This is a genomic window from Rhizobium atlanticum (assembly GCF_030182485.1).
Taxonomy (GTDB): domain Bacteria; phylum Pseudomonadota; class Alphaproteobacteria; order Rhizobiales; family Rhizobiaceae; genus Rhizobium.
In genome coordinates this window covers 96,976-123,778 of the sequence record NZ_JAQJCJ010000022.1, presented here as the reverse complement: position 1 = coordinate 123,778, position 26,803 = coordinate 96,976, and the positions used below count along the sequence as shown (strand labels likewise).

The following is a 26,803-nucleotide window of genomic DNA, read 5'->3' as shown; positions in this document are numbered from 1 at the left end:
CGTCGCCATCACCGGCGCCAACGATGCGGCTGCGATCGTCGTCGATGCGACGGTGACCGACGACCGGGCGACGGTCGAGGCGGGTGCGGCCGGCAGCGGCGATCCGAGCGCCTCCGGCAAGCTGACGGTCAGCGACGTCGACGACGGCGAGGCGGTGTTTGCCGCCCCGGCCTCGCTGAATGGCATCTATGGCAGCTTCAGCTTCAATGCCGCCACCGGCAGCTGGACCTATACGCTCGACAACAGCCGGGCGGCGACGCAGGCGCTCAACCAGGGCGACGCGGTCAGCGACACGCTGAGCGTCAGCTCGCTCGACGGCACCGCCAGCCACAACATCGTCGTCGCCATCACCGGCGCCAACGATGCGGCTGCGATCGTCGTCGATGCGACGGTGACCGACGACCGGGCGGCGGTCGAGGCGGGTGCGGCCGGCAGCGGCGATCCGAGCGCCTCCGGCAAGCTGACGGTCAGCGACGTCGACGACGGCGAGGCGGTGTTTGCCGCCCCGGCATCGCTGAATGGCATCTATGGCAGCTTCAGCTTCAATGCCGCCACCGGCAGCTGGACCTATACGCTCGACAACAGCCGGGCGGCGACGCAGGCGCTCAACCAGGGCGACGCGGTCAGCGACACGCTGAGCGTCAGCTCGCTCGACGGCACCGCCAGCCACAACATCGTCGTCGCCATCACCGGCGCAGATGATGGTCCAGCTCGGCAGGCTCCGACCGACATTAAGCTGACGCCCGTCGTTCCGGCGGACAGCGTCAACTTCAATAGTTTCGAGTTCAGTGGTCTGCTGTCGGCGACTGATCCCGACGCGGGTGGATTCAGCTTCAACATTGCTTCGCAGTCGAATCCGGGCTTGTTTTCGATAACCGGCAATACGCTTCATTCGAGTGCACTATCGACGAACGGTACATTTTCAGTGACGGTAACGGCAACGCAGACCGGTGATCCTATAGGGCCGACCTTCGAAAAGACCGAGACGTTCACTGTAATCACCGGTGGCAATGGCAACTCAGTGGACAATCCGACCGGTGGAACCGGCGACGATGTGCTCTACGGTGGCGGCGGTAACGATATGATGTTTGGGCTGGGAGGTGACGACACTCTTTTCGGTCAAGACGGCAACGACACGCTAAACGGTGGTGCTGGCAACAACATTCTTACCGGTGGCGTGGGAAATGACACCTTCTTTTTCCAAAAGTTTGCCACCACCACGAACCATATGACTGATTTCAATGCTGGGACGAATAGCACAACCGTTGACAGGTTCCAGTTGGACGTTGGAGGCGGCACATTCGAGTTCGCCGTCGGCAACAACAATACAATTGTGGACAATGTGAAGGTGGGGAGCAACGCCACGATCAATGTTGCCGGAACGGAGGTTGCTGTCAAAACAGACGTGAGCGTCACGAACGCAACCGTCCAGAGCACCATCGATGGTTACGGCAACATAACCACAGGGGCATTGTTCGTGTTCCACAATACGGATCTCGGCCATGCGGCGGTCTACTACGATCAGAACCCAGGTTCAGCCGGCGGCGCGGTGCTGGTGGCGGAATTCGACAACATCACCACCCTCGGCGGGCTTGCGAATTTTAACTCGGGCGACTTCTTGTTTGGTTGAGGCGGTTTGGGATTGCGTAACGAGGTAGTTTTCCGACAGCAGCCGGACTGAAGGTCATTTCGGCGGCCGGGCCTGACGGGGCCTCTCGGGAGTCTGTGCGCCCAGAGCTCTGGGCGCACAGGTTTTGTCGGGTGGCAGATAGTGTCATGTCACGCGTTACGGCATCCCGCTCACCTCAATTGGTCCCATCGTTTGGTCTTGCCTTTGCGCTGTCATTGGTAGTGTCCGACGCGGTTTTTCCGTCCGGTTGCTGGCCGAAATAGGTGCCGCCGAGATGGCCGCCGGCGCTGGTGTTTCTGACCTGCTGTTCGGCGCGTTTCTGAAGTTCTCGAACGTTGGTCTTGCTCATGTTCGGCTCCTTTTTCGAGGTTCTCGACTTTTCACCAACCGATGGGGACCGGGACTGTTCCAAATTTTCTGCCGGAACACTTCCAGGCTTTCGCGGTTTTTCCTATTCAACCAAGGAGAAACGACGATGGGCATGACCACCCCCAAGGACGGCGCCCCCGGCACCACCGATCAATCGCCTCGGTGGGAAGGACCGAAGGGAAACACCCCGCGCGGATATCTCAAACCCAAGGACGATCCGGACAGGAATCGCGACGCCAATGGTGAGAACAACCGCGATCCTGAAATGAACGACATTTCCGACGCTATGAAGCAGAAAGGCGAATGACATGGGCAATCCGAAAAAGGACGCCGCCGGTCAGTTTGCCAAATCCCGAGCTGACCGGAAAGCCAGCGGCGTTGCCAGCGCCAAGCCGACTGTGATCACCGGCTCGGAGGACGCCACGGTGAACAAGAACCCGCCGGGTAAAAAGAAGCCCGAGAAGGACTGGGACATCAATTACGATCCCGCCGATATGAATGAGGGACGGATGCGCTGAGCCGGTAGCGCACCCGCCTCATCCGACGCGGCCCCTTGCGGGGCAACTCAGGACGAGGCTCGTGAGCGATGGCCCGACATTCAGGCTTGGGCTGCCCCGGCAAAATAGGCCGGGTGGTCGATATCGGCGAGCAAGCCAGGTTCCATGGGCTGCCAGCCGAGGAGAGTGCGGGTGTGTGCACTCGAGGTGGGCACGTCGAAGCCGGCGAACATTCCAAACCAGCCAAAATGCTCAGCCGCCTCTTGCCGCGACAGCGAGACGGCAGGCACGCCGAGGCGGCGGCCGATGAGCTCCGCAATCTCCCGGAAGGGCACACCCTCTTCGGCGACCGCGAGGAAGGGGCCACCGCTGGCGCCATGCTCCAGCGCCAGGCGGTAGACCCGGGCGGCATCGCGCCTGTGCACGGCTGGCCAGCGATTGCCCCCGTCGCCGATATACGCGGAAATTCCTTTCCGCCGGGCGATATCAATCAGGATCGGGATGAAGCCGTGATCGCCATGGCCGTGCACTGATGGCGGGAGCCGGACGGTGGAGGCGCGCACGCCGCGCGCGACAAGCGATGCCGCAGTGATTTCGGAGGCGCGGGGATAGGTTTCGGTCGTTGGCATCGGTGGGTCCTTCTCCGTGCCGATGCGGCCAGGCGCATGGCCAAGGCCCGCTGTGACCAGCAGCGGATGGTTGGAGCCCCGGAGGGCTTCGCCGAGCGCCTCGATGGCGCGCCGGTCGGCGGCGCAACTCTCCGCGAATTTCGAGAAGTCATGGTTGAAGGCCGTGTGGATGACGCCGTCGGCCTCAGCCGCGCCGCGCTTCAAACCCTCCAGGTCGTCAAGCGTGCCGCGCTGGACCTCGGCTCCTGATGCCGCCAGTTCGGCCGCTCCCTTGTCCGAGCGGGCGAGGCCGAGAACCTGATGGCCGGCGCCGATCAACTCCTTGACGACGGCCGAGCCCACCCAGCCTGTGGCTCCGGTAACGAATACGCGCATGTCGATATCTCCTGATTGGACGCAGACAGATATCGAGCAGGCTGATATCATGGTAAAGTAGTGATCTTATCATGGTATAAAAGCTAACAGGATGAGCGAATTCGTGGCCTCCGAAAACCGGCTCGGCGCCTACCTCAAGGATCGCCGCGCCAAGCTTGATCCCGTCGCCCTCGGCTTTGCCGGCGACCGGCGCCGTACGCCGGGGCTTCGCCGCGAGGAGGTGGCGAGCCGCGCCAATATCAGCCCCACCTGGTACACATGGCTGGAGCAGGGCCGCGGCGGTGCGCCTTCGGCCGACGTGCTCGACCGGATCGCGCGCGCTTTGATGCTAACGGATATCGAGCGCGAGCACCTCTTTCTGATTGGGCTTGGCCGCCCGCCCGAAGTGCGCTACCGCAGCGACCAGGGCATCACGCCACGGCTGCAGGGCGTGCTCGACGCGCTTGATCCGTGCCCGGCGCTGATCCGCACCGCGATTTGGGACGTGGTCGGCTGGAACCGGGCGGCGACCGTGCTACTGACCGACTACGGCGCGCTGCCGCCGGAAGAGCGCAACGTGCTGCGCTTCATCTTCCTCGACCCGCGCGTGCGCGCTGCTCAATATGACTGGGAAAGTGTCGCCCGCTTCGTCGTCGCCGCCTTCCGGGTGGATGCGGCGCGCGCAGGTGCTGCCGCCGAGGTGGAGCCGCTGGTCGACGAACTCTGCCGCAAGAGCCCAGAATTCCTGGCCATGTGGCGCGACAACGATGTGCGCACCCATGGCGAGGGCGCCAAACACATCAAACACCCGGTCCTCGGCCTGCTCTCCTTCGAATATTCCGCCTTCCAGGTGGACGGTCGGCCGGACCTCAGCATGGTGGTGTATAATCCGGCGACGGAGGAGGATGCGGCGAAGATCAGAGAATTAGTCAGGTGAGACAGTGACGCTGCTGCCGTGATTGATAGGGACTGCTACTGGAAGTCTTCAGAGCTCGAAAGGAGAGCCGTGGTCAGTGATAATGCGGCGAATAGAAACAGGTACTTCAATTTTCTATCTTGAGTTCCGCGGTGTCTCTCTTGAGCATTGGCGCGGTATCTTCCGACCACGCTCATGATGAGGCGCATAGCCTTAAGGGCCATGCCTCGAAGCATGAGCGCCGCATTCTTTCCTGCGTTTTGAGTGCGATGCTTATCCGGCCGATCTCTGACAAACCGGCCGGTTGACTGCCGCCGCTTACTGCAGCGTGCGCGTCTGAATCGGCTCAGCGGGCGCGTGAGAAGGGGACGCGGAGAGAGAGCTGCCTTCCAGGCCGGTCGCCACCACCGAGACGCGGAATTTGCCGTCGAGGCTGCGGTCGAAAATCGCGCCGACGACGATATCGGCGTCGTCCTGCACTTCGTCGCGAATGCGGCTTGCCGCTTCGTCCACTTCGAACAGGGTCATATCCGAGCCGCCGGAGATCGAGATTAGCACGCCTTTGGCGCCCTTCATCGAAATATCGTCCAGTAGCGGGTTGGCGATTGCCGCTTCCGCCGCCTTCATCGCCCGGCTTTCGCCGGCGGCTTCACCGGTGCCCATCATGGCGCGGCCCATGCCCTGCATGACCGACTTCACGTCGGCGAAATCGAGGTTGATCAGACCTTCCTTGACGATGAGGTCGGTGATGCAGCCGACACCGGCAAAGAGCACGCGGTCGGCTGTCATGAAGGCATCGGCGAAGGTGGTTTTCGCATCGGCGATGCGGAAGAGGTTTTGATTGGGAATGACAATAACGGTATCGGCGGCCTGACGAAGCGCCTCGATGCCAGCCTCCGCCGTCCGCATGCGGCGATTGCCCTCGAAGGTAAACGGCTTGGTGACGACGCCAACGGTCAGGATGCCGGCCGCACGTGCGGCGCGCGCGATGACCGGGGCTGCGCCCGTGCCCGTTCCTCCGCCCATGCCGGCGGTGACGAAACACATGTGTGATCCTGCCAGGTGATCCATGATCTCGTCGAGCGATTCTTCTGCCGCCGCATGTCCGATTTCCGGCAGGGAACCGGCGCCGAGGCCCTCCGTCACATTGGCGCCGAGCTGAATGCGGCGCGATGCCTTTGAGGTGGCAAGAACCTGGGCATCGGTGTTTGCGGCGACGAATTCGACGCCTGCCAGCTTTTCCGCGATCATATTGTTGATCGCATTGCCGCCGCCGCCGCCGACGCCAACCACCGTGATTTGCGGCCGCAGCCCGGTAATGCCGCTCTTGGCGTCCGTCATCGTCTTCTCCTTTGATATCTCGTTTCCGCACGCCCTCGTCGCGGACAGCGAATCGGCGTCGAGCATAGTCGCCCAACAAGGCAGAGGCGAGGCGAAAGAAGCGGTGGCGCCTTGAGCGACGCGAAGTTCTCGTCAGCTCTGCGTCGGCAAATCCGAAGCGGCGGGCAAGTGCATGTCCTCTCGCAGTGGGACGCAGGCGAGACATCCTAGCTGTGCTGCTGATTTGGATCACAAGCGCCGGCGGGGCGTGAACTAAAGCCGCGCCGCGGTGTTTACAGGCATACCTCTTCTCTGAAAGGAACATCCCCATGCAAAGACTCTTGCTCTCCGGTCTTGCCCTTGCAGCATCGGCCGCCACCGCCTTCGCCCAACAGCCGCCCGCTCCACCACCCGCCGGCGAGCCACCCGCAGCGAATGAGCCTGCATCGCCAGCCCCGCCTGCGCCTGATGATGAGAGGGTGATGCGTCACGGGGCGGATGAGCAGTCCCGAGATCGCCCCGACTACCGCTGGCATGGTTCGAGAGGCGACATGGGCTTCCGTGATTATCGCGGTCATCGCCTGCCGCCGCCGTCCAAGGCGGCCCGGTTCCAGATCGAGGATGGAAATACCCGGATCGACCTGAAATGCGCTGAGGACGAACCGACGAAGGTTTGCGCCGATCTGTTGCTCCAGGTGATGGATCGCCTGCAGGGCCAGGATTGACTTCGCGCAGCCGCGCTTGTCACGCAAGGCGCGCGCCAGCTTTGATTGGCAGAAGGTAATCATTGATTCTTCCAGGACTTGATGCCGACCGATTTTCAGCATTCAGCCCGTCAATGATTGGCGGGGCTTGCTGGCGACCGGTGCTGTCGGCGATCATCTCTACGCCAGCCTAATTTCGCTCAAGACATCCACCGGCGGAAATCGCACACCGTCTGCGGCATCAAAAGTCACCGAGAATTGCCTCCGGTTCCGATTTGCCAAGCTGATCGCTGCCTGCAACCTTGCCTTCGGGATTTTGGCGGCGATCGTGCAATGCGGCACCCAGTTGCCGGGCCAATAGTGCTCGTGACAGTGGACGGGCTCGATTTCCCGGTGAAGCGCCGCATGCAACTGGAAGAGCCACTCGTCGTGATCCGGCCGCGCCCATAAGACGAGGAATTGGTTCTCGAAGGAACCGATCCGTGAAAAACTTAACGTAACGGCAGGGCGGCTGCGGAAAACACGCTCGGCTGCCTCTGCCAACCGGTCGACCGCAATCTCCGGATAAACGGCGAGGGTGACATGAGGCGGATAGTTCTTGAAAACCGGGGAAGCGGTGTCGTTCAGACATTTGAGGGTGATCCCGAAAGGCATTTGCGAGCGTATCCGATCCGTTCCTGTAGACCATAAACGCACGCCAGTCGATGTCGAGCGGCCAAAAGGACTGATTGCGGCCGGCGCACATTGCCATCGGGAGATGCGCGTGACAGGCTCGAAAGGAGGGCATCAGTCATGACAGGAAACGGAATGGGAGAGATGAGATGATCGATCACATCACCATCGCTGTGAGTGACCTCGAGAAGAGCAAGGCATTCTACGAAAGCGCTCTCGAGCCCCTTGGCTACCGCTGCGCCTTCGGCAAGGAGGGGGTATTCTGGGCCTTCGACGTCGGCGGCAGCCTGTTCGAGATCCAGCGCACTGACGACAAGCCGCCGCTCACGCGTGTGCACGTCGCCTTCCGGGTGCGAGACAGGGCAGAGGTCGCGGCCTTTTATCAGGCGGCGCTTTTGGCCGGAGCGCGAGATAACGGTGCGCCCGGTCCAAGGCCGGAATATGCCGAAAACTATTACGCCTGCTTCGTTCTCGATCCCGATGGATACAATATCGAGGCAATGATCAATGAACCCGTGCCGCAGGCGTGAGGACGTCGGACTCATAGGATATCGCCGCCGGGGGAGGTCGATTATGCCGAGTTTCAAAAATGCCGTTGTTTCTTTGCCTGGCAGGGAGCGGGTCGCGAAGACGCCGTTCGGGGCGAGAATCGTCATTCATGCCACGGCCGCCGAAACCGGTGGCGCGTTCGGCATGTGGGAAACCTTTACGCCGCCGGGGCATGGCCCGGCTCCGCACACGCACACGCGGGAGACGGAAGTCTTTCGGATCATCCGCGGGCTCTATCGATTCCAGTGTGGCGACGAGGAATTCGACGCACCGGTGGGAACCGTCATCGTTCTGCCGCCACATATACGCCATAGCTGGCGAAATATAGGCGAAGAACCTGGCCAGATGTTCGGCACTGTGACGCCGGGCGGCTGCGAACAATTGTTTATCGATATCGAGACCTCAGGCGCTGATACGCCTGAAAAGATCGCCGTGATCGAAGCGCGGCTCGGGATCGTCAACGACATGACGCTGGCTCTCGGATTGACCGGACCGCAACCGCACTGACCAGGCGCACCCGGTTGGGCGGTTGTTCAGCTTCGGACCATAGCCCGCCATGCTGCTGGCGGAGTGGCAAAAGCACGGGAGAAGGCCCGATTGAAAGCGGCTTCGGTGGCATAACCGGCGTCGCAGGCGATCGCCGCAATCGGCCGGGCCGTGGTGGCGAGCGCTGTGCTGGCGAGAGTGAGACGCCAGTCCCTGACATAGCGGATTGGCGAGGTGGTCAGCATCTCCTGGAAGCGATCGGCGAGCGCGCTGCGCGAGAGGCCGGCAGCCGCTGCCAGCTGTTCCAGAGACCAGTCACGGCCGGGGTCGCCATGGATCAGGGAAAGGCAGCGCGAGAGAGCAGGGTCGGCAAGTGCAGTGAGCCAGCCTGTTGCCTTTGGCGCGGCCATGGTGATCTGCTGGCGCAGGATCTCGATGAAAATGATCTCTGTCAGCCGCGGCAGTATGGAGACGCCGCCAGCGCGCGGCCGATCGACTTCATCGACCATCTGGCGGATGGTGGCGCGCAGCCAATCGCCGTCATTGGCGGCACGGGTTCTCACATGGATGAGCTTCGGCAGCGACTGGCGCAGAGGCCCAAAGCTCAAGCCGTCCCACTGCAGATAGCCGCAGAGCAGCCGTACTCCTTGTGCCGCCTCGCCATAACGCAGCACGGGAATTTCACGCCACGGCTTCTGCGGCAGGTCGCGGGTCGGCAGCACCAGCATGCCGTCCTTGCCCGCGCCGAGTTGATGCCCGGTACCGAAGGGAAAGACCACCACGTCGCCGGCTTCCAGATCGGTCTCTTCGCCTTCCGTTTTCAGCCAGCAGCTCCCGGCCACGAGGATGTGAAAGGGCATGGTGCCATGTGCCTTGGCCGAAAGACCTGCCAGTGACGGCTGAGCGTCCGTCTGCCAGTCGCCTGTCGGCATGAAGCAGAACTGCAGTGAGCCGGAAAGGCGGATGGTTGCAAGCAGCGACGAAAGCACGTCGTCCCGCGCGACACCCTGAGCGTCTGGATTTTCAGGTAAGACTTCAAGCATTACGGCCAAATACGCGCCCCGCGCATCCTCCTATCATCAGCTCGTTCACACCAACCGGACAGCTTCGCTGGGATGAAAACGTCAACTCACTGGGAGAATACTATGCAAACGCCAAGCGACAAACTGGTCGTACTGATCACCAAGGGCATCGATTCCGAACTGTCCTCCGTCGCCTTCACTATTGCAAATGGCGGCATCACCGCCGGGCTGAAGGTCTCGGTGTTCCTTACGAGCACGGCGGTCGACCTGGTGCGCAGGGGCGGTCAGCGGTTGACGCATGTGCCGCCGCTCGATCCGCTTCCGAGCCTGATCGACAATTTCCGTCAGCGCGGAGGTACGATCTGGGCTTGCCCGCCTTGCGTGACCTCACGCGGTTACACACAGGAGGACCTGCTCGACGGGGTCGTCATCGTCGGCGCCAGCGCCATGCATGCGGAGATCAAACAAGGTGCGGCGACGCTGTCGTTTTGAGCAGACGCCTCTATTCTTGCGCTCGGCAATATACTTGTGAGATTGTACGGCTATACGTGCGATACTGCGTGATCAGGGCGGCGCGGAGGCTTCGATGATGCCGGTGAGGGTCAATGAGCGGCTATCGGTGGCGGGGCAACCCGATCCAGGCGATTTTGCCGATTTCGCCAAGGAGGGCTTCGCCGCCGTCATCAACGCCAGGCCCGATGGCGAGGAGGCGAGCGAGCCAGGCAATGCGGCAGAAAAGTTTTCCGCTGCCGCCGCCGGGCTTTCCTACAGTTTCGTGCCGGTGAACGGCAACGAGATTACCGAGGCCGACATTCGCGCCTTTCAGGCGGCGATGGCTGAGGCGAAGGGACCGGTCGTCGCCCATTGCAAGAGCGGCACGCGGGCATTGACGCTCTATGTGCTCGGCGAGGTGCTCGACGGGCGGATGAAGCCGGCGGATGTCCAGACCTTCGGCGAAGGCCTTGGCTTCGATCTTGCCGGCGCACGCCGCTGGCTCGAAAAGGCGGCAAGCCGACGACCTCGGGTGAAGGCCTTCTTCGAACCCCGGACCTGCAGCGTGCAATATGTCGTGTCCGATCCGGCGACAAAACGCTGTGCCATCATCGATCCGGTGCTCGACTTCGACGAGATGTCGGGCGCGACGGGAACGGTGAACGCCGATGCCATCCTTGCTTACATCGAGAGCGAACGGTTGACGGTCGAGTGGATTCTCGACACGCATCCGCATGCCGATCACTTCTCCGCCGCCCATTATCTCAACGAAAAGACTGGCGCGCCGACAGCGATCGGCGTCCATGTCACCGATGTGCAGAGGCTTTGGAAGGAGATCTATAACTGGCCGGCGCTCGCGACCGACGGCTCGCAATGGGACCGGCTCTTTGCCGATGGCGACTCGTTTGAAATCGGCGGTCTTACGGCCCGAGTGATGTTTTCGCCCGGCCATACGCTGGCATCGGTGACCTATGTGGTCGGCGACGCCGCCTTCGTGCACGATACGATGTTCACGCCGGATTCGGGTACGGCGCGCACCGATTTTCCCGGCGGCAGCGCGACCGCCCTCTGGCACTCGATTCAGGCGATCCTATCGCTGCCCGAGGAGACCCGCCTCTTTTCCGGCCACGATTATCAGCCCGGGGGTCGTCACCCGCGCTGGGAAAGCACGGTCGCAGCCCAAAAGCGCGCCAATCCGCATATTGCGGGAATGGACGAGGCCGGCTTCGTGGCGCTGCGTGAGGCGCGCGACCGTACGCTGCCCAAGCCGAAGCTGATGCTGCATGCGCTGCAGGTCAACATCCGCGGCGGTCGGCTGCCGGAACCAGAGGAGAACGGCCGCCGGTATCTCAAGATCCCGCTGGATGCTTTATGACGGCGACGGCGAGGCGGCGACGGCCGCCATGAGCTCGCTGGCCTTTTTCCCGGATTGGCCTATGATTTCCTACCGCCCCGTGCTTTGCGCATCTGATAGGACGCGCGGCGCCGGAGGGCGTGTGCGCCCGCTCGAACGGAGTTTCGAAATGCTCGAACGAAATCAGCTTCCTTTGCGCCCGACAGCACCCGGTTTCGCGGTCGCCTGGGTCACGGTCATTGCCGGCGCCAGCGTCGCTATCAGCCTGCTTTTTGCCTGCGTTACGCCTTTCGTTGCCCTAGCGGCAGTCTCGGCGGTCGTTCTTTCCCGGAAGATGGCGATAATGGCGGTGCTGTTCGCCTGGCTTGCCAACCAGACGGTCGGATATCTCATACTCGGCTATCCCCAGACCTTCGACAGCTTTGCCTGGGGGCTGACGATCGGTGTCGCCGCATTTGCATCGCTCGTGGCATCGCTCGGCGTGCTTCGCCTCAAGGCCAGCCTTGCCGCCACCATGGCCGCCGCCTTTATCGCCGGGTTCGTCGCGTATGAAGCAGTGCTCTTTGCAGCGACGGTAGCGCTTCCGTCCGGCGATGGCGCGTTTTCGGCAGCGGTCGTCGCCGAGGTTCTTTTGATCAATTCTCTGGCCGTAATCGGGCTGATCTGCCTGCATATCGGCGCAGCGGCCGGGCGCGCGCTCGTTGCAGCACAGCCGGGACCGGCGCTGCCTTAGGCCATTGCCTCCACACATATCGGTTCAAAGCTGCCCTGTCGCCTTCCGACACTATGCAGAATGCGCGAAGCCGGGTTGAGATAGCGGCCGGCAACGGCTATCTCGTTCAGACCCGCAAGCGGATCCTCCGCCAAACCATAAGGCGCATAGCTTCCATGAGCCCCGATTTCCTCGTTACCCATTCCGGTGGTTTCCATGCCGACGAGCTGCTGTCGAGCGTCATCCTGACGCGGCTTTTCCCGCAGGCGCGTCTGATCCGCAGCCGGGCGCCGGAATGGATCACGCCAGCCCCGGACCGGATCATCTATGATGTCGGCGGAGCCTATGATCCTGCCGCCGGCATATTCGATCATCATCAGCGCGGCGCGCCACTGCGAGACGACGGCCAGCCCTACAGTTCGTTCGGCCTGATCTGGAAGCACTACGGCCGCGAATATCTCGTAGCCTCCGGTCTCCCCGATCATCATGTCGAAGCCCTGCACTCCACTTTCGACATCGGTTTCGTGCTGCCGATCGACCTGACCGACAATGGCGCGCTCAGCCCTTCGGGCCCTTTGGCCAGCCTGACGCTGCCGGCGCTGCTCGAGACCCTGAAACCGGTGTTCGATGAGGAGGAACCCGAGGCTGACGATCGTGCCTTCCGTGCGGCGCTGGCCATTGCCCGCAGTTTCATCGATGCCGGGATCGCTCAGAGGGCCGCAAAACTGCGAGCCGAGGCGATCGTGTATCGGGCGATCGAGGTTGCTGGGCAGGGGCGTATTCTGGAATTGCCGAGAGGGATGCCCTTCCGTCCCGCCATCGTCAAGGCCGGCGCCGATCACCTGCTGTTCGTCGTCCACCCGCGCGAAAAGGATTGGTGCGTGACCGGCATTCGCCGTGGCGACGACGGGTTCGAGCTCCGGGCCGATCTGCCGGCAACCTGGGCCGGCCTTACCAATAGTGAGCTGGAGGCGGTCTGCGGCATCGAGGGCGCTAGCTTCTGCCATAACGGCCGCTTTATCGCTGCCGCCAAAACCCGGGAGGCGGCGCTTGCCATGGCCGAATTGGCCGTGCAAGAGGCGCTTTCGATCGGAGTATAAGTCGGGTGGCGCGGCGCCATTCTCCAGCAGATCACCGCGTGCTGACCGGGTTTCGGACCCGGTATTTGCATCGGGCCACAAGATATCGGATTGCGCCCAAGTGCCAGCAATCGTGGAAGCGATTGACTTGCATCCGCGAAGGACTAACTTTAACCCCTAGCAACCACCACCCCCGCGCGAATGATGGCCGAGGGTGAGAGTGGCTGGCGACCTTGAGGAGGATGAGGTTTGCCGTGGATTACCGTGCTGTTCTGCTGATTACTGCATCCGTCATTGCCCTTTTCCCTCTCAACGCTGGAGCGCAGGAGGGGGATGCGACGGCTGGCGCCACCGTTTTCAAGAAATGTGCCACCTGTCATGTCGTCGAGTCCGATACGAACAAGGTGGGTCCGTCACTGAACAAGCTGTTCGGCCGAAAGGCCGGAACGCATCCTAATTTTGCTTATTCTGCGGCGATGAAGGCGGCCGGCGAGGGTGGTCTCGTTTGGGACGAGGCGACGTTGCGTGACTATCTGCATAATCCGAAAGCCAAAGTGAAGGGCACCAAGATGGCCTTCGCAGGAGTGAAGGATGACCAGGAAATCACCAATCTCATTGCCTATCTCAAACAATATTCTCAATGACGGGCAATAGTCCAAATGACGATTTGCCGGCGGCGGCGCATGCCTAAATCGCCGTAATTGCCGACATTTTCTATTTGTGCGATAATAAACTCGACATTTTTGTGGAGTGCGGTTTCACGGTCGGTCGGCCCAGGAGGGGCGGAAATGGCTGTTGTGCTGATTCTCGTCTTGGTTGTCATTGGCTCCGTGCTGTTCCACGTGCTGAGCCCGTGGTGGTGGACGCCGATCGCGTCCAACTGGAGCTATATCGACAACACGCTCGTCATCACCTTTTGGATCACCGGCATCGTTTTCGTGGCGGTGGTTTCGTTCATGGCCTATTGCGTCTTCCGCTTCCGCCACAGACCGGGCAATCGGGCGCATTATGAGCCTGAAAATCGCAGACTGGAATTGCTTCTGGCCTCGGGAACGGCGGTTGGCGTCGCGGCAATGCTGGCGCCTGGCCTGATCGTCTGGAACCAGTTCATCACAGTACCCGCCGATGCCGGATCGGTCGAAGTCGTCAGCCAGCAGTGGCTGTGGAGCTTCCGCCTGCCGGGCGCGGACGGAAAGCTCGGCCGCGCCGAGACGCGTGACGTCACTTCCGACAATCCGCTGGGCCTCGACAAGAACGATGCAAACGGCCTCGACGACATCATCGTCGAAGGCGGCGAGCTTCATCTGCCGATCGGAAAGCCCGTGCACATATTGCTGCGCTCCGTCGATGTGCTCCATGATTTCTACGTGCCGGAATTCCGCGCCAAGATGGACATGATCCCCGGCATGGTCACCTATTTCTGGCTGACACCGACACGCACGGGCACGTTCGAGATCCTCTGTGCCGAACTTTGCGGCGTCGGTCATCCGCAGATGCGCGGCACCGTCATTGTCGACAGCGACGCGGACTATCAGACCTGGCTCGGGCAGCAGCAGACATTCACCCAGCTGACGGCGTCATCGGGAGAGCCGCCGCCGGCAAACTGAACTGGCGGGAAGACGGCCGGAGGCCGCAGGCCGCTCTAACCAAGGGCTGACATAGGAGGAGATATCATGGTCGAGATTCCGTCCGGCAGCGCAGGTGTCATCCCGACCGCCGAAGTCGAGGATGTCGAGCTTTATCATCCGCACAGCTGGTGGACGAAATATGTGTTCAGCCAGGATGCCAAGATCATTGCCGTCCAATATTCGCTGACCGCCATCTCGATCGGCCTAGTGGCGCTGGTGCTCTCCTGGCTGATGCGCATTCAGCTCGCCTTTCCCGGCACTTTCGCCTTCATCGATGCCGATCACTATTACCAGTTCATCACCATGCACGGTATGATCATGGTGATCTATCTGCTCACTGCGCTCTTCCTCGGCGGCTTCGGCAACTACCTCATCCCGCTGATGGTCGGTGCGCGCGACATGGTGTTTCCTTATGCGAACATGCTGAGCTACTGGATCTATCTGCTGGCGGTGCTGATCCTCGTCGCCGGCTTTTTCGCGCCCGGCGGCCCGACGGGGGCCGGCTGGACGCTTTATCCGCCGCAATCCGTTTTGTCAGGCACACCCGGCGGCAAGGACTGGGGCATCCTCTTGATGCTGACCTCGCTGATCGTCTTCATCATCGGTTTCACCATGGGCGGCCTGAACTATGTGGTGACCGTGCTGCAGGGACGCGCGCGCGGCATGACGCTGATGCGGATGCCGCTCACCGTCTGGGGCATCTTCACAGCGACCGTTATGGCGCTCTTGGCCTTTCCGGCGCTGTTCGTCGCCTGCGTCATGATGATGTTCGACCGCCTGCTCGGCACCAGCTTCTTCATGCCCGCCATCGTAGAGATGGGCGAGCAGCTCAAGCATGGCGGCGGCAGCCCGATCCTGTTCCAGCACCTGTTCTGGTTCTTCGGGCATCCGGAGGTCTATATCGTCGCGCTGCCGGCTTTCGGCATTGTTTCGGATCTCATCAGCACGCATGCGCGCAAGAACATCTTCGGCTACCGGATGATGGTCTGGGCGATCGTCATCATCGGGGGCTTGAGCTTCGTCGTCTGGGCGCACCACATGTATGTCAGCGGCATGCACCCGGCCTTCGGCTTCTTCTTTGCCACCACGACGCTGATCATCGCCATCCCGACGGCGATCAAGGTCTACAACTGGGTGCTGACGCTCTGGCGCGGCGATATCCATCTGACGCTGCCGATGCTCTTTGCGCTCGCCTTCATCGTCACCTTCGTCAACGGCGGTCTGACCGGCCTATTCCTCGGCAATGTCGTCGTCGACGTGCCGCTGTCGGATACGATGTTCGTCGTTGCGCATTTTCACATGGTCATGGGCGTGGCGCCGATCCTCGTCATCTTCGGGGCGATCTATCACTGGTATCCTAAGGTGACGGGACGCATGCTGGACGAGACGCTCGGCCACATCCACTTCTGGATCACCTTCCTCGGCACCTATGCGATCTTCTTTCCAATGCATTATCTCGGCCTGCTTGGTGTGCCGCGCCGTTATTTCGAGATGGGAGAGACGGCCTTCGTGCCACCGTCTGCTCATACGCTGAACATCTTTATCACCGTCATGGCGCTCGTTGTCGGGGCCGGGCAGATCGTCTTTCTGTTCAACCTGGTCTGGAGCCTTTTCCAGGGCAGGGAGGCTGGCGGCAATCCTTGGCGGGCGACGACGCTCGAATGGCAGACGCCTGAGACGCCGCCCGCACACGGCAACTGGGGCAGCGATCTGCCCGTCGTCTACCGCTGGGCCTATGATTACAGCGTGCCGGGGGCGGACGAGGATTTCATTCCGCAGAATGTGCCGGCAAGCGGCGGCGGAACGCGGGAGGTCCCGGCATGAACGCCGTGCTGATCTTCCTCGCTGCCATAGCCGCCATCATGATCTGGTGGCTGGCCGGACAGCGGCTGACCTCGAAGCCCTGGCTTGAAACCGGCTCGCTGCAGCAGCCGGATCATCATGGTGCAGACCGGCCGCCTGTGCCTGCGGTGAAAATCGGCCTCTTCGTGTTTCTAGCAGTCGTCGGCGCGGTGTTCAGCCTTGCCGTCAGCGCCTATTTCATGCGCGCGGCCTCAGCGGACTGGTGGGGGATGCCGGTTCCGCGGTTGCTCTGGGTGAACACCGCGGCACTTGCCTTAAGCAGCGCGGCACTGCAATGGGCCAAACATCAAGCAGAGCATGGTCGCATGGAAAGCCTACGGCCGGCGCTTGCGACAGGATTTGCGCTAGCCGTCTTCTTTCTCGCCGGGCAGATCCAGGCATGGCGGGAATTGACGGCGGCAGGATACATCCTGGCCGACAATCCCGCCAACAGCTTCTTCTATATGCTCACCGGCCTGCACGGGCTGCATATTTTGGGCGGGCTTGCCGTCCTCGCGCATACGACGGTCAAGGCCTTCGCAGCCGATGTTCCGCCGGAGAGACTGCGGCTCAGCGTCGACCTTTCGGCCATCTATTCGCATTTCATGCTTGCCGTCTGGCTTTTGCTCTTCGCGCTCTTTGCCGGCTGGGCGAATGATTTCGTCGATCTCTGCCGCACGTTGATAAGCTAGGGGATTTGCAGATGGCACATTCTGTCCAGACACACGGTGAGGCAGACCTCAGGCCCGCGGGCCTTCGCGGAGTTGCGGCCGATTTCAGCTCGGATCAGCGCGCCTTCAAGTCCGCCTCCTGGGGCAAGGCGATGATGTGGATTTTTCTGCTCAGCGACACCTTCGTCTTCGGCTGTTTCCTGATCGCCTATATGACCGCCCGCATGTCGACGCCCGTCGCCTGGCCCAATCCAAGCGAGGTCTTCGCGCTCCACATCGGCGGCCAGGACGTGCCGCTGATCCTGATCGCGATCATGACCTTCGTGCTGATCTCCAGCAGCGGCACCATGGCGATGGCGGTCAATTTCGGCTATCGCCGCGACCGCCGCGTGACTGCGATACTGATGCTGCTGACGGCGCTTCTTGGCGCAACCTTCGTCAGCATGCAGGCTTTCGAATGGACGAAACTGATCACCGAAGGCGTGCGCCCCTGGGAGAACCCCTGGGGGGCAGCCCAGTTCGGATCGTCCTTCTTCATGATCACCGGCTTCCACGGCACCCATGTGACGATCGGCGTCATCTTCCTCCTCATCATCGCCCGCAAGGTCTGGCGGGGCGATTTCGACGTGGAACGGCGCGGCTTCTTCACCAGCCGGAAAGGCCGCTACGAGGCCGTCGAGATCATGGGCCTCTACTGGCACTTCGTCGACTTGGTCTGGGTCTTCATCTTCGCGTTTTTTTATCTATGGTGAGGTCGTCATGAGCGAGACAACGGCGCATGCCCAAACCCAAACGGCGCATGCACAAGCACAGACGGGACAGCAACATCCGATCCGGCTCTATCTCTTCGTCTGGGGCCTACTCTTCGTGCTCAGCGCCTTTTCCTACCTGGTCGATTATTTCGGCATCCAGGGCTATCTCAGATGGACGCTGATCCTTCTGTTCATGATGCTGAAGGCCGGGCTGATCGTCGCGGTCTTCATGCATATGGCCTGGGAGCGCCTGGCGCTCGTCTACGCCATCCTGTTGCCGCCGGTGCTGGTGCTGGTCTTCGTGGCACTGATGGTATCGGAATCGCAATACACGATCTTTACGCGGCTCGCCTTTTTCGGCGCGGCCCCTTAAATATTGTCGTCGGGGGCTGAGTGCGACGTCCGAGATGACTGCCGCAGGCCCGGTCTGAACTCCTCTGAACTTTCTTATCGAACGGGCCAACACCTCGACGGGAGACGCCTTTGGCTGAGATCTTGCTGTTCCACCACGCACAAGGGTTGACCCCTGGAGTGCATGCCTTCGCAGACGAGATCAGGGCGGCGGGCCACATCGTCCACACGCCTGATCTATTCGATGGACGCACGTTCCATAGCATCGAGGAGGGGCTCGCCTATATCGGCGAGATCGGATTCGACACCATCAGAGAACACGGCGTCCGGCTCGCCGACGAACTGCCTCCCGAACTGGTCTATGTCGGCTTCTCGTTTGGCGTGCTCCCAGCGCAGAAGCTGGCGCAAACACGGCCTGGAGCCCGCGGGGCTCTGCTTTTTTATTCCTGCCTGCCGATCAGCGGCGAGTGGGCCTTCGGACCCTGGCCGGAGAGCGTTCCGGTCCAGATCCACGGCATGGACAACGATCCGATCTTCGTCGGCGAGGGTGACATCGATGCCGCCCGCGAAATCGTGGCGAAGGTCGCGGACGCGGAGCTTTTCCTCTATCCCGGCGACCAGCACTACTTCGCCGACAGCTCGCTTCCGACATATGACGCGGATGCTACCGCGCTGCTCACTGCCCGTGTGCTTGCGTTTCTGGAGCGCGTCTGATCCGGCGTTGATGGCCCGCTCGAACCCCGCGACCGTAAATCTAAAATTCCCATATAAAATATGTCCTGAAACATGATGGAGGTCGCGCCGGGCGCCGGACTCGGCAATGATGGCGCCGTTTGTCATTCCGATCTTGGAGTCCCATGATCTTCATTCCGCTTCCCTTCGTCGTTGCTCTCCTGCTGCTCATCCTCTTCGTCGCTGTTCTCAGGCGCGATGAGGAGGTGGCGCCGAACCTGCCTTTTCTGGCGCTGATCCTGGTCTCGGCGCTGCAATCCGCGCTTTCCGGCCTGCGTTGGGGCTATGGTGTGCAGGGCGTGGGGCTGGTTGCGCCCGTGATTGCAGCAGTGGTGCCGCCGCTTGCCTATGGCGGGGTTTCCAGGCTGGTGAGGACGAGCCGGCGGTCGCTTGCTGGGCGGATCGGGCTGCATGCCGCGCCCGCTATCTTCATCCTGCTGCTGGTGACCTTCTGGCGGGATGCGATCGACGTGGCGCTGGTGCTCATCTTCTTCGGTTACGCCGTGGCAATCCTGCTTTTGATGCGCCCGGGGGCGGACGCGCTGCGGCTCGCGCCCTTCGAAGGCGCCGTGCCGGCCTATCGGGCGATCATCTTCGCGGCAGCCGCGCTTTGTCTCTCGGCCGCTGTCGATATTCTGGTCTTCCTCGATTTCATCTCAGCGCATAGCGAGCGGGCGCTGGCACTGATCAGCGTGGGAAATCTCGCCGCCCTCGTTATCCTCGGCATTGCTGCGGCAGCCGCTAGCCGCAGCCGGGTGCCGCCGGAAATAACAGAGGTAGCGCCGAGGTCTGATACAAGCGAGGACAAGGGGACGATCGCGGCGGTCGATGCGCTGATGGAGGCAAAGAAGCTTTATCGCGACGCCAATCTCAACCTCGACCGGCTGGCCCGCAAGGCCGGAATCCCCGCCCGTCAGATCTCGGCAGCGATCAATCGGGCGATGGACAAAAACGTCTCGCAGTATGTCAACGACTACAGAATCGGCGAGGCCTGCCGCCTGCTCTCCGCCACCGAAAAATCGGTGACCGAGGTGATGTTCGAGGTCGGCTTCCAGACCAAGTCGAATTTCAATCGGGAGTTCCGGCGCGTGACCGATATGACGCCGGTGGCTTGGCGGCAGAGGAATAGGTGAGCGGCAATCACCCGCCCTCGTCCTTCGAGGCTCCGGCCTCCGGCCTACGCACCGCAACAACACGGTTGCTGAGGTGCCCCGCAGGGGCCTCGAAGGAAGAGGACGGCCACTGCGCCAATCTTTCCTATCCAAGTACACAATCGCGATCGAGGACCGCCTGAAACATGTTCGAGGTCGCGGCTTTATCGCCGGTGGCCATTCTGTCGGCATGAACACGACATCGGAACATGAACGACACCTTGCCGCCAGGCTCAGATCGCTTTCGATCGAGCCCGCGGCCCTGGAGACAAAGCCGCCGGAGCGCCGAGCCTGGCGGCTGAGAGCGGCAACGATGCTGGCCCTTGCGGGGGCGGTGTCGCTGGCGGCGGTTTACCGGCCAGATGCGCTCGAGCGGATCGAGGTGGCGCTTGCAAGGCTTGTGGGCGATGACGCAGCGTTACCGGCTGATGGAGCGGCGTTGCCAATCATGGATTTGCCTGAGGATGCGACGGTTGAAAAAGCCACGCCAAATCAGGACAGCGTCGCACTGACCAGGGGTACGACCGCGGCAAGCCGCGAGATCACAGGCTCCGGTTATGTCGTGGCGCCCGACATCGCCACCGTTTTTTCCAAATATGAGGGGCGAATCGTCGCCATCGAGGTCGCGGCCGGCGATCCGGTCGTAACCGGCCAGGTGCTCGTGCGGCTTGATGATGTTGGTGCACGCTTCGCGCTCCGTGGCGCTTACATAGCTGGGCGAGCGGCGGAGTTGGCGCTGGAGGCGAGGAATATCGAGCTTGCCCAGGCGCGGTCTTCGCTGGATCGTGCAGAGCGGTTGGCTGGGCGCGACGCCATGTCGGGCGAGGCGCTGGAGGCGGCGCGCACCGCGTTCGATACGGCCGGGAATGCCGCGGCACAGGCAAGGCAGGATCTCGAAAAGGCGAAGCTCGATATCGACAGGGCGTGCGAGCAGATGGAGGCGCTGACCGTGCGGGCGCCGATTTCCGGCACCGTGACGCGGCTTGATGCGCATGTCGGCGACACTGTGCTGTCGCGCGAGGATAGCGTGCGGGAGAACGAAAGCCTGCTCACCATCACCGACACCGCAAGCCTGGTCATTGATGCCGATGTGGCCGAGGCCAATATGGCGCTGCTGCACCCGGGTCTCAACGGCGAGGCCGTGCTCGACGGCTTTCCCGATAAGCCCTTCGCGGTCGAAGTGGCGAAAATTGCACCGGTCCTTTCCAAGGAGAAGGGCACGGTGACGTTGCGCTTGTCGGCCTCTTCGCCGCCGCCGGGCATGCGGCCTGCAATGGCGGCGCGCATTCGGCTGGTGGTGGCCGAGGAGGCGGGTGTTCCTGTTTTTAGAGGCGATCCTGCGGATCGCGGGTCAAGATGAGAATGGTGGATGCCGCGGTTGTCCCCTCCGGGAGGCCTTCTGGCCGGAGAGAGAGGACGTGCCCGCGCAAAGTCTGCGCTTGCCCCCCCTTCTCCCCAGCGGGGAGAAGGGGGCCCGAAGGGTCGGATGAGGGGGCGCACGGCACTCCGTTCATTGCCCTTCGCTTGCGCTCAGCGCACTCGCTCCTCTCGTCGCTCACCCCCTCATCTGCCTGCCGGCATCTTCTCCCCGCTGGGGAGAAGGGCGTTCACGGCAGCCTCTCCGTCCCTCAAATCTCGGATTAGTCAAGCAACACCAAGGAGCAGAACCATGACAGACACCACAGAATCCTATATCGCCCTTGTCGGCGTCAGCAAGTCCTTCAGAATCGGAGCGGAGACGATTCCGATCTTTTCCGGGCTCGATCTCTCCATTCCGCGTGGCGATTTCGTTGCGATCATGGGACCCTCTGGTTCCGGGAAATCGACATTGCTCAACATGCTCGGTGGTATCGACAGCCCGGATGCCGGCGAAATCAGGGTCGGCCGCAGTCGTATCGAGCAGATGGGCGAAGGAGCAAGGGCGGTCTGGCGGGCACATGCCATGGGCATCGTCTTCCAGTTTTACAATCTACTGCCGATGCTGAATGCGGCGGAAAACATCGAGTTGCCGCTGCTGTTGAAGCCGCTCGGCCGCAAGGAGCGGCGGGCTCGCGTCGATACGGTCATGGATCTCGTCGGACTTGCGGGCCGGCAGCGGCAGTTTCCGTCGAGCATGTCGGGCGGGCAACAGCAGCGCGTCGGCATTGCCCGTGCCATCGTCACCGATCCCGATCTCATTCTCTGCGACGAGCCGACCGGCGATCTCGATCGCAGATCGGCCGATGACATCCTGGAGATGCTGAGTTTTCTCAATCGCGAGCTTCAGAAGACCATCATCATGGTCACACATGATCCCGAGGCCGCTTCCTTTGCCCGGCGCACGCTGCGTCTCAACAAGGGCGAATTCGTCAGCGAGGAAAGGACGGGCCGATGACCATCTTTCAGCTCATGCGTCGCAATGTCTGGCGCAAGCGGCTGCGCGCCATTTTGCTAATGTTTTCAGTCGGCGTCGCCTTCCTGATCTACGGGCTTACGGCGAGCTTCGTCAGCGGCAGCCAAGGAGCGGCCGGCGCCAGCGACAATCTGCTCGGCGTCTTCAACAAAGCGAGCCGCGGGCTGCCGTTGCCGCTTGCTTATCTCAACCGGATCGCGGCCGACCGGGATGTCGCCGCAGTCGCCTATACCGCACGCATGCGGGGCTTCGTCGAGGTCGAAAAGAATGTGGTTGCCGTCAGCGCCGTCGATCCACAGGCGATCGCCGCCGCCAACGGCGACGAGCTCAAACTGACGCCGGAGTTGATCGCGGCATTGGAAGAGGCCGGTGATCGGGTGCTGGTCGGCAGGGCACTGGCGGAAGCCGAGGGCTGGTCGATCGGCCAGCGCATCGGCTTTACCGGTCAGCTTGCCAGGGCTGACGGCAGCCGCAATTGGAGCTTCACGATCGCGGGTTTTTTTGAGGGCGCGGATGCCAGCACCGATACCTATTTCATGCTCGCCCGCTACGACGCCCTCAATGCCGCTCGTGCGCGCGACAAGGATACTGTCGACGCCTTTGTGGTGCGTCCGCGCCCAGGCGTGTCACCAAGTGTACTGGCAGCGCGGATCGATGCTCTATTCGCCAATTCGGCGGCGCAGACGAGGACGCAGTCGGAAAAGCAGTTCCTTGAAGCGTTTCTCCGGCAATTCGCTGATATCGGCCTGATCGTGAGCCTCGTCGTGGGGGCGGCCTTCGTCACCATCCTGATGATCGCGGTCAACACTATGCTTTTCGCGGTTAGAGAGCGGCGTTTCGAGATCGGCGTCTTGAAGGTGCTCGGCTTTTCCAGTCCGCGGATTCTCGCGCTCATTCTTGGCGAGACATTGTTTATCTTTCTTGTCGGCGGCGCGGGCGGACTTGTTCTCGCCAAGCTTGCGACGCTTTCCATCGGACCGGAGTTCGGCCTCGTCTTCGGCGCGAGCGTGCTTGCGAAATCTCTCGCCATCATGGCAGGGCTCGGCCTGCTGACCGGGCTGCTGCCTGCGGTGACCGCCGTGCGCCTGCCCATCATCAACGCCTTCAGAACGAGATAATCCAATGTCATCAACGCTTAAGCAGACCTTTCTTATGATCAGAGTCAACCTTGGCAGCTTGCCGCGCCGCCTGTGGATCTCGTTGTCGATGGTACTGTCGGTCGCTCTCGTCGTGGCGGTGCTCTCAGGTTTCCTGGCGATGGCGCGCGGTTTCGAGGCCGCGCTCGCTGGCGCCGGGTCGGCTGATATCGCCGTCATTCTCGGCGGCGGCACCAACCAGGAGACTGGTTCGGAGGTGCCGGCCGAGGCAATCCGCAGCCTTGCGGCCATGAGCGGCGAGACCGGGATCGCGCGCGACGGCGCGAGCAATCCGGCATTGTCGCGCGAGACCGTCGTTCCCGTCGATGTCAGGCAAGGCGAAGGCGTCGAGCAGACGCTGTCGCTCAGAGGCATGGATCCGGCGGGCCCCGGCTTGCGTGAACGCGCGCGGCTTTCGCGGGGGCGGCTGTTTTCGCAAGGCGCGCGTGAGATCGTCGTCGGTGCCCGCATCGCCGATACTTTTCCTGGTTTCGCAGTTGGCGACACGATCCGCCTTGGCGCGCTCGACTGGAGGATCGTCGGGCATTTCACTTCAGACGGCAGCGCCTTTGAATCCGAGATCTGGGCGGATCTGGAGGCGGTGCAATCGGCTTTCGACCGGCAGGGGCAGGTGCAGAGCCTGCGTGTGCGGCTCGACGGCGAAGGCGATCCCGCAAGAGCACTGGCGGCATTGCGCGATCGGCTGTCGGCCTTGCCTGGCACGCCGCTCGTGGCCGTTTCCGAGATTGAGCTCTACGCCGGCCAGGCCGAGCGCACCGAGAGCCTGATCCGCCTGTTCGGCTGGCCGATCGCGCTGCTGATGGCGATCGGTGCGGCGGCGGGTGCCTTGAATACGATGATGAGTTCGGTTTCCGACCGCAGCGTCGAAATCGCGACACTGCGTCTCCTCGGTTTTGCCCGCCTGCCGGCCTTCGTCGCTACCTGGGTGGAGGCGGTACTCCTGTCGGCGGCCGGCGCCGGACTCGGTGTCTTCGCCTCCAAGCTCGCTTTCGATGGTTTGCAGGCAAGCACGATGGGCGGCAACACGACCTGCATGGCCTTTCAGCTCGACGTCACTCCCGACGTGGTGTTCACCGCCGGCCTTCTTGGCCTTGCCATCGGCATCCTGGGCGGCGCCCTGCCGGCGATTGCCGCCGCTCGCCTGCCGTTGACTTCGGCGCTGCAGGCGAGGGGAGAAATAGCGCAGAGATGATCGCCCGCCCCGTCATTCGAGAGGCCCTCTGGCCTGCTCACGATCGGGGCTGATTGGCCAAGCTGGCGCTGGGGCTTCATGCGAATCGCGAGCAGAATCACTGCGGTACAGCCTGGAAGGAAGATATCTCGCTGCCCGACGTTCCTCGATTTATTCGCCTCTGAGTCGCCATTTTCCCTGTTTTGGTTGCGGCTTTTCAGCGCCTTGTCGGACCGGGCGCCGTTGCCTGTGGAACAAAACCCGTAAACCGGTCGCTGCCGCATTGACAACATCTTCTCGCCTTCTTGCCGTGGACGGTTGCCCCGGCCGCAGGACGATCGGCCGATCCCGGTCGGTCTCAGTGGCGACATAGCGATCCGACGAACAGGGCAACATTGGTGATATGACAATCTACTATGTGAACTCAGCGACTGGCTCCGACCGCAACGGTGGGACGAACCAGAACTCGGCTTTTGCGACTTTGTCCAAAGTGGAATCCTTGGCTCTGAAACCAGGCGACAGCGTGCTGCTCGCCAAGGGGAGCGTGTTCAACGAACAATTCGATATCAAATATTCCGGCAGCGAGAGCGCGCCGATCAAGATCGGCAGTTACGGGACGGGGGCGGCCCCCATCATCCACAGCGGCGGCGACGGCATCCACAGTCTTTATGCCTCCAACATCGTGATCGAGAACCTCAAGATATCGAACACCGGCGGTGCGGGCATTTATGGCGGCAATGTCACGAATTGGACGGTGCGGGACGTCGAGATTGCCAAAACCGGATTATTGAAAAGTGCGGGTGCGATCACCTTCCGGACCAGCAAGAATGTCACGGTCGAAGGCAGCAAGATATCGGACGTCAGGGGCGACGGCTTCTGGATTCAGAAAGTCGAAGGTGTCAAACTTCTGAACAACGCCGTTACCAGCGCGAATGGCTCGACGGCAGATGCCGTGCAGATCAACGACAGCAGCAGTATTCTGGTCAAGGGTAATCATCTCGACCAGACCCATGCCAGCAGCCCCAAGGGCGTTATCGCGTTAATCGGGGCTGCAAATGCCGTGGTCGAGGACAATGTGCTCACCGGCGGCGGCTTCGGTATCAGCGCGCAAGTGGGCAAGAACGTCGCGATCCACGACAACGACATCTCGGGATATCATGGTTACGACTGGTCCTTTGCCATCGGTCTCGGCGACCAGGGCGACGCGCGAGACTACGATATCGCCGGCAATCATATCCATGATGGCGCATGGGGCGTGGTCATCACCGCCCCCATCGGCAGCCCCAGCTATGTCCGCACGAATATCAAGGTCCACGACAATGTCTTCAATGACCTGTCTCAGGCGGCGCTGAAGCTCGACAGGCCGGCATCGGGCTCTTTTTACAACAATACCGTCGAGAGTGGCGTCACGGCCACCAGCATTGCGCGTTCCGTTGCCGACGCGCACACCTTTTCCGTCAGCAACAACCAGACCATCGCCAATGTCGAGACTGTGCTGGCGATCTCGGCTACCAAGGCTGCCGCTACGACGGAAGCGGCCATGGATGCCGCGGTCGTCGCTGCCCATGACAATTTGAAGATCATCACTGACACCGGTGCGGCCCATCACGGCAATCTTCTCGAAAACGACAGCTCAGACAAAGGAACCCTGGCGCTCCGTCGCTTCGGCCACGAAACCGTCGGCAAGCACGGACTGACTCTGACGGGCGATTATGGCGTCATCCATGTGGAGCGCGATGGCAACTATTCCTACACGCTCGATGAAACGAAGCTCCCCGACCATGATGGACATGTGAGCGAATCCTTCAGTTACGAAATCAATGATGGCAACTCGCATCATAGTGACGCGGATGCGCTGACCGTTTACATCCATATGGATGGCTTGCTGAGCTGAGTGGCCCGAGTGCGAGGAGCGGGTTGATCCCGCCCTCGTGTTCCGAGGCTCCGGCCTTTGGCCGGACGCCTTGGCCTCGTCCTGACCGTCAAGCGGCAGCACGGCGCTTACCGTTCATTCACCTTTTAGTCGTTATTTCCTAGATTATCTTCTCGTAAGTTGTATTATCCAGGGGAGCAGCCTCCGCCAGGCGCTTCTCGGGAATAAGGCAGGCCCATGGTCTGCTGGCTGCCGTAACGTAACGGCAATGGAACGCCATGTTGTTGAGCATGGCTTC

At 61.8% G+C, this 26,803-nt stretch carries 29 protein-coding genes; 24 read left to right on the top strand and 5 right to left on the bottom strand.

Annotated features, from left to right (window positions below):
• Nucleotides 1-1,630, top strand: a 1,630-nt coding sequence (locus PH551_RS27255) for a VCBS domain-containing protein (protein WP_285195795.1), incomplete at its 5' end; no start/stop codon positions are given.
• Between the two features lie 175 nt (nucleotides 1,631-1,805).
• Here PH551_RS27255 and PH551_RS27250 read toward each other — a convergent pair.
• On the bottom strand, nucleotides 1,806-1,979 hold the full coding sequence (locus PH551_RS27250; RefSeq protein ID WP_097600084.1) for a hypothetical protein: 174 nt from the start codon (nucleotides 1,977-1,979) through the stop codon (nucleotides 1,806-1,808).
• Nucleotides 1,980-2,105: 126 nt separating this feature from the next.
• On the opposite strand from PH551_RS27250, the gene PH551_RS27245 reads away from it, so the two are divergent.
• Nucleotides 2,106-2,306 (top strand): hypothetical protein, encoded by a 201-nt coding sequence (locus tag PH551_RS27245; RefSeq protein ID WP_085778592.1) that lies wholly within the window; start codon nucleotides 2,106-2,108, stop codon nucleotides 2,304-2,306.
• Between the two features lies 1 nt (nucleotide 2,307).
• Nucleotides 2,308-2,517 carry a hypothetical protein gene (locus PH551_RS27240; RefSeq protein WP_085778591.1) on the top strand — a complete coding sequence of 70 codons (210 nt, stop codon included), beginning with the start codon at nucleotides 2,308-2,310 and terminating at the stop codon, nucleotides 2,515-2,517.
• Nucleotides 2,518-2,597: 80 nt separating this feature from the next.
• Here the strand turns inward: PH551_RS27240 and PH551_RS27235 are convergent, their stop codons facing one another.
• Nucleotides 2,598-3,500 carry an SDR family oxidoreductase gene (locus tag PH551_RS27235; protein ID WP_285195793.1) on the bottom strand — a complete coding sequence of 301 codons (903 nt, stop codon included), beginning with the start codon at nucleotides 3,498-3,500 and terminating at the stop codon, nucleotides 2,598-2,600.
• Between the two features lie 91 nt (nucleotides 3,501-3,591).
• On the opposite strand from PH551_RS27235, the gene PH551_RS27230 reads away from it, so the two are divergent.
• Nucleotides 3,592-4,416 carry a helix-turn-helix transcriptional regulator gene (locus PH551_RS27230; protein ID WP_285195792.1) on the top strand — a complete coding sequence of 275 codons (825 nt, stop codon included), beginning with the start codon at nucleotides 3,592-3,594 and terminating at the stop codon, nucleotides 4,414-4,416.
• A 297-nt stretch (nucleotides 4,417-4,713) separates the two neighbouring features.
• Here the strand turns inward: PH551_RS27230 and ftsZ are convergent, their stop codons facing one another.
• Nucleotides 4,714-5,736, bottom strand: a complete 1,023-nt coding sequence (gene ftsZ / locus PH551_RS27225) for a cell division protein FtsZ (protein WP_085780110.1) — start codon at nucleotides 5,734-5,736, stop codon at nucleotides 4,714-4,716.
• Nucleotides 5,737-6,044: 308 nt separating this feature from the next.
• On the opposite strand from ftsZ, the gene PH551_RS27220 reads away from it, so the two are divergent.
• A complete protein-coding gene (locus PH551_RS27220; RefSeq protein WP_085778587.1) occupies nucleotides 6,045-6,440 on the top strand; it encodes a hypothetical protein in 396 nt (131 codons plus the stop codon).
• Between the two features lie 159 nt (nucleotides 6,441-6,599).
• On the opposite strand, the gene PH551_RS27215 is transcribed toward PH551_RS27220, so the two are convergent.
• Nucleotides 6,600-7,073, bottom strand: a complete 474-nt coding sequence (locus PH551_RS27215; RefSeq protein ID WP_285195791.1) for a 2'-5' RNA ligase family protein — start codon at nucleotides 7,071-7,073, stop codon at nucleotides 6,600-6,602.
• Between the two features lie 167 nt (nucleotides 7,074-7,240).
• Between PH551_RS27215 and PH551_RS27210 the strand changes: the two genes are divergently transcribed.
• Both PH551_RS27210 and PH551_RS27205 read left to right on the top strand, forming a co-directional pair.
• Nucleotides 7,241-7,621 (top strand): VOC family protein, encoded by a 381-nt coding sequence (locus PH551_RS27210; protein WP_285195790.1) that lies wholly within the window; start codon nucleotides 7,241-7,243, stop codon nucleotides 7,619-7,621.
• 43 nt (nucleotides 7,622-7,664) lie between these two features.
• Nucleotides 7,665-8,147, top strand: a complete 483-nt coding sequence (locus tag PH551_RS27205; RefSeq protein ID WP_085778584.1) for a cupin domain-containing protein — start codon at nucleotides 7,665-7,667, stop codon at nucleotides 8,145-8,147.
• Nucleotides 8,148-8,173: 26 nt separating this feature from the next.
• Here the strand turns inward: PH551_RS27205 and PH551_RS27200 are convergent, their stop codons facing one another.
• Nucleotides 8,174-9,169, bottom strand: coding sequence for an AraC family transcriptional regulator (locus tag PH551_RS27200; RefSeq protein WP_285195802.1), 996 nt, complete (start codon nucleotides 9,167-9,169; stop codon nucleotides 8,174-8,176).
• A 102-nt stretch (nucleotides 9,170-9,271) separates the two neighbouring features.
• On the opposite strand from PH551_RS27200, the gene PH551_RS27195 reads away from it, so the two are divergent.
• The 17 genes from PH551_RS27195 to PH551_RS27115 all read left to right on the top strand — a co-directional run bounded on the left by PH551_RS27195 (nucleotide 9,272) and on the right by PH551_RS27115 (nucleotide 26,526).
• Nucleotides 9,272-9,640, top strand: coding sequence for a DsrE family protein (locus PH551_RS27195; RefSeq protein ID WP_085778582.1), 369 nt, complete (start codon nucleotides 9,272-9,274; stop codon nucleotides 9,638-9,640).
• 94 nt (nucleotides 9,641-9,734) lie between these two features.
• The gene (gene blh / locus PH551_RS27190; protein ID WP_085778581.1) at nucleotides 9,735-11,015 is read left to right on the top strand and encodes a bifunctional sulfur transferase/dioxygenase Blh; all 1,281 of its coding nucleotides are present in this window, start codon (nucleotides 9,735-9,737) and stop codon (nucleotides 11,013-11,015) included.
• Nucleotides 11,016-11,163: 148 nt separating this feature from the next.
• Complete coding sequence (locus PH551_RS27185; RefSeq protein WP_285195789.1) at nucleotides 11,164-11,727, top strand: hypothetical protein; 564 nt, start codon at nucleotides 11,164-11,166, stop codon at nucleotides 11,725-11,727.
• A 155-nt stretch (nucleotides 11,728-11,882) separates the two neighbouring features.
• The gene (locus tag PH551_RS27180) at nucleotides 11,883-12,806 is read left to right on the top strand and encodes an MYG1 family protein (RefSeq protein ID WP_085780108.1); all 924 of its coding nucleotides are present in this window, start codon (nucleotides 11,883-11,885) and stop codon (nucleotides 12,804-12,806) included.
• Nucleotides 12,807-13,039: 233 nt separating this feature from the next.
• Nucleotides 13,040-13,429 (top strand): c-type cytochrome, encoded by a 390-nt coding sequence (locus PH551_RS27175; protein ID WP_285195788.1) that lies wholly within the window; start codon nucleotides 13,040-13,042, stop codon nucleotides 13,427-13,429.
• Between the two features lie 144 nt (nucleotides 13,430-13,573).
• Nucleotides 13,574-14,392, top strand: a complete 819-nt coding sequence (locus PH551_RS27170) for a cytochrome c oxidase subunit II (RefSeq protein WP_285195787.1) — start codon at nucleotides 13,574-13,576, stop codon at nucleotides 14,390-14,392.
• Between the two features lie 66 nt (nucleotides 14,393-14,458).
• Entirely contained in the window at nucleotides 14,459-16,237 is a 1,779-nt protein-coding gene (gene ctaD / locus PH551_RS27165; RefSeq protein ID WP_285195786.1) for a cytochrome c oxidase subunit I, read from the top strand.
• Entirely contained in the window at nucleotides 16,234-16,947 is a 714-nt protein-coding gene (locus PH551_RS27160) for a cytochrome c oxidase subunit 3 (protein WP_285195785.1), read from the top strand. The genes ctaD and PH551_RS27160 overlap by 4 nt, the downstream gene beginning before the upstream one ends.
• A gap of 11 nt (nucleotides 16,948-16,958) precedes the next feature.
• Nucleotides 16,959-17,678 carry a heme-copper oxidase subunit III family protein gene (locus PH551_RS27155; protein ID WP_285195784.1) on the top strand — a complete coding sequence of 240 codons (720 nt, stop codon included), beginning with the start codon at nucleotides 16,959-16,961 and terminating at the stop codon, nucleotides 17,676-17,678.
• 7 nt (nucleotides 17,679-17,685) lie between these two features.
• Nucleotides 17,686-18,051, top strand: a complete 366-nt coding sequence (locus PH551_RS27150; protein ID WP_183705870.1) for a cytochrome C oxidase subunit IV family protein — start codon at nucleotides 17,686-17,688, stop codon at nucleotides 18,049-18,051.
• A gap of 110 nt (nucleotides 18,052-18,161) precedes the next feature.
• Entirely contained in the window at nucleotides 18,162-18,743 is a 582-nt protein-coding gene (locus tag PH551_RS27145; RefSeq protein ID WP_285195783.1) for a dienelactone hydrolase family protein, read from the top strand.
• Between the two features lie 143 nt (nucleotides 18,744-18,886).
• A complete protein-coding gene (locus tag PH551_RS27140) occupies nucleotides 18,887-19,894 on the top strand; it encodes a helix-turn-helix domain-containing protein (RefSeq protein WP_285195782.1) in 1,008 nt (335 codons plus the stop codon).
• Nucleotides 19,895-20,003: 109 nt separating this feature from the next.
• Nucleotides 20,004-21,272, top strand: coding sequence for an efflux RND transporter periplasmic adaptor subunit (locus PH551_RS27135; RefSeq protein WP_285195800.1), 1,269 nt, complete (start codon nucleotides 20,004-20,006; stop codon nucleotides 21,270-21,272).
• A 309-nt stretch (nucleotides 21,273-21,581) separates the two neighbouring features.
• Nucleotides 21,582-22,286 (top strand): ABC transporter ATP-binding protein, encoded by a 705-nt coding sequence (locus PH551_RS27130; protein WP_285195781.1) that lies wholly within the window; start codon nucleotides 21,582-21,584, stop codon nucleotides 22,284-22,286.
• Nucleotides 22,283-23,422 (top strand): ABC transporter permease, encoded by a 1,140-nt coding sequence (locus PH551_RS27125; RefSeq protein WP_285195780.1) that lies wholly within the window; start codon nucleotides 22,283-22,285, stop codon nucleotides 23,420-23,422. The genes PH551_RS27130 and PH551_RS27125 overlap by 4 nt, the downstream gene beginning before the upstream one ends.
• A 4-nt stretch (nucleotides 23,423-23,426) precedes the next feature.
• Nucleotides 23,427-24,653, top strand: coding sequence for an ABC transporter permease (locus PH551_RS27120; RefSeq protein WP_285195779.1), 1,227 nt, complete (start codon nucleotides 23,427-23,429; stop codon nucleotides 24,651-24,653).
• Nucleotides 24,654-25,035: 382 nt separating this feature from the next.
• Nucleotides 25,036-26,526, top strand: a complete 1,491-nt coding sequence (locus PH551_RS27115; protein WP_285195778.1) for a right-handed parallel beta-helix repeat-containing protein — start codon at nucleotides 25,036-25,038, stop codon at nucleotides 26,524-26,526.
• Nucleotides 26,527-26,803: the final 277 nt, after the last annotated feature.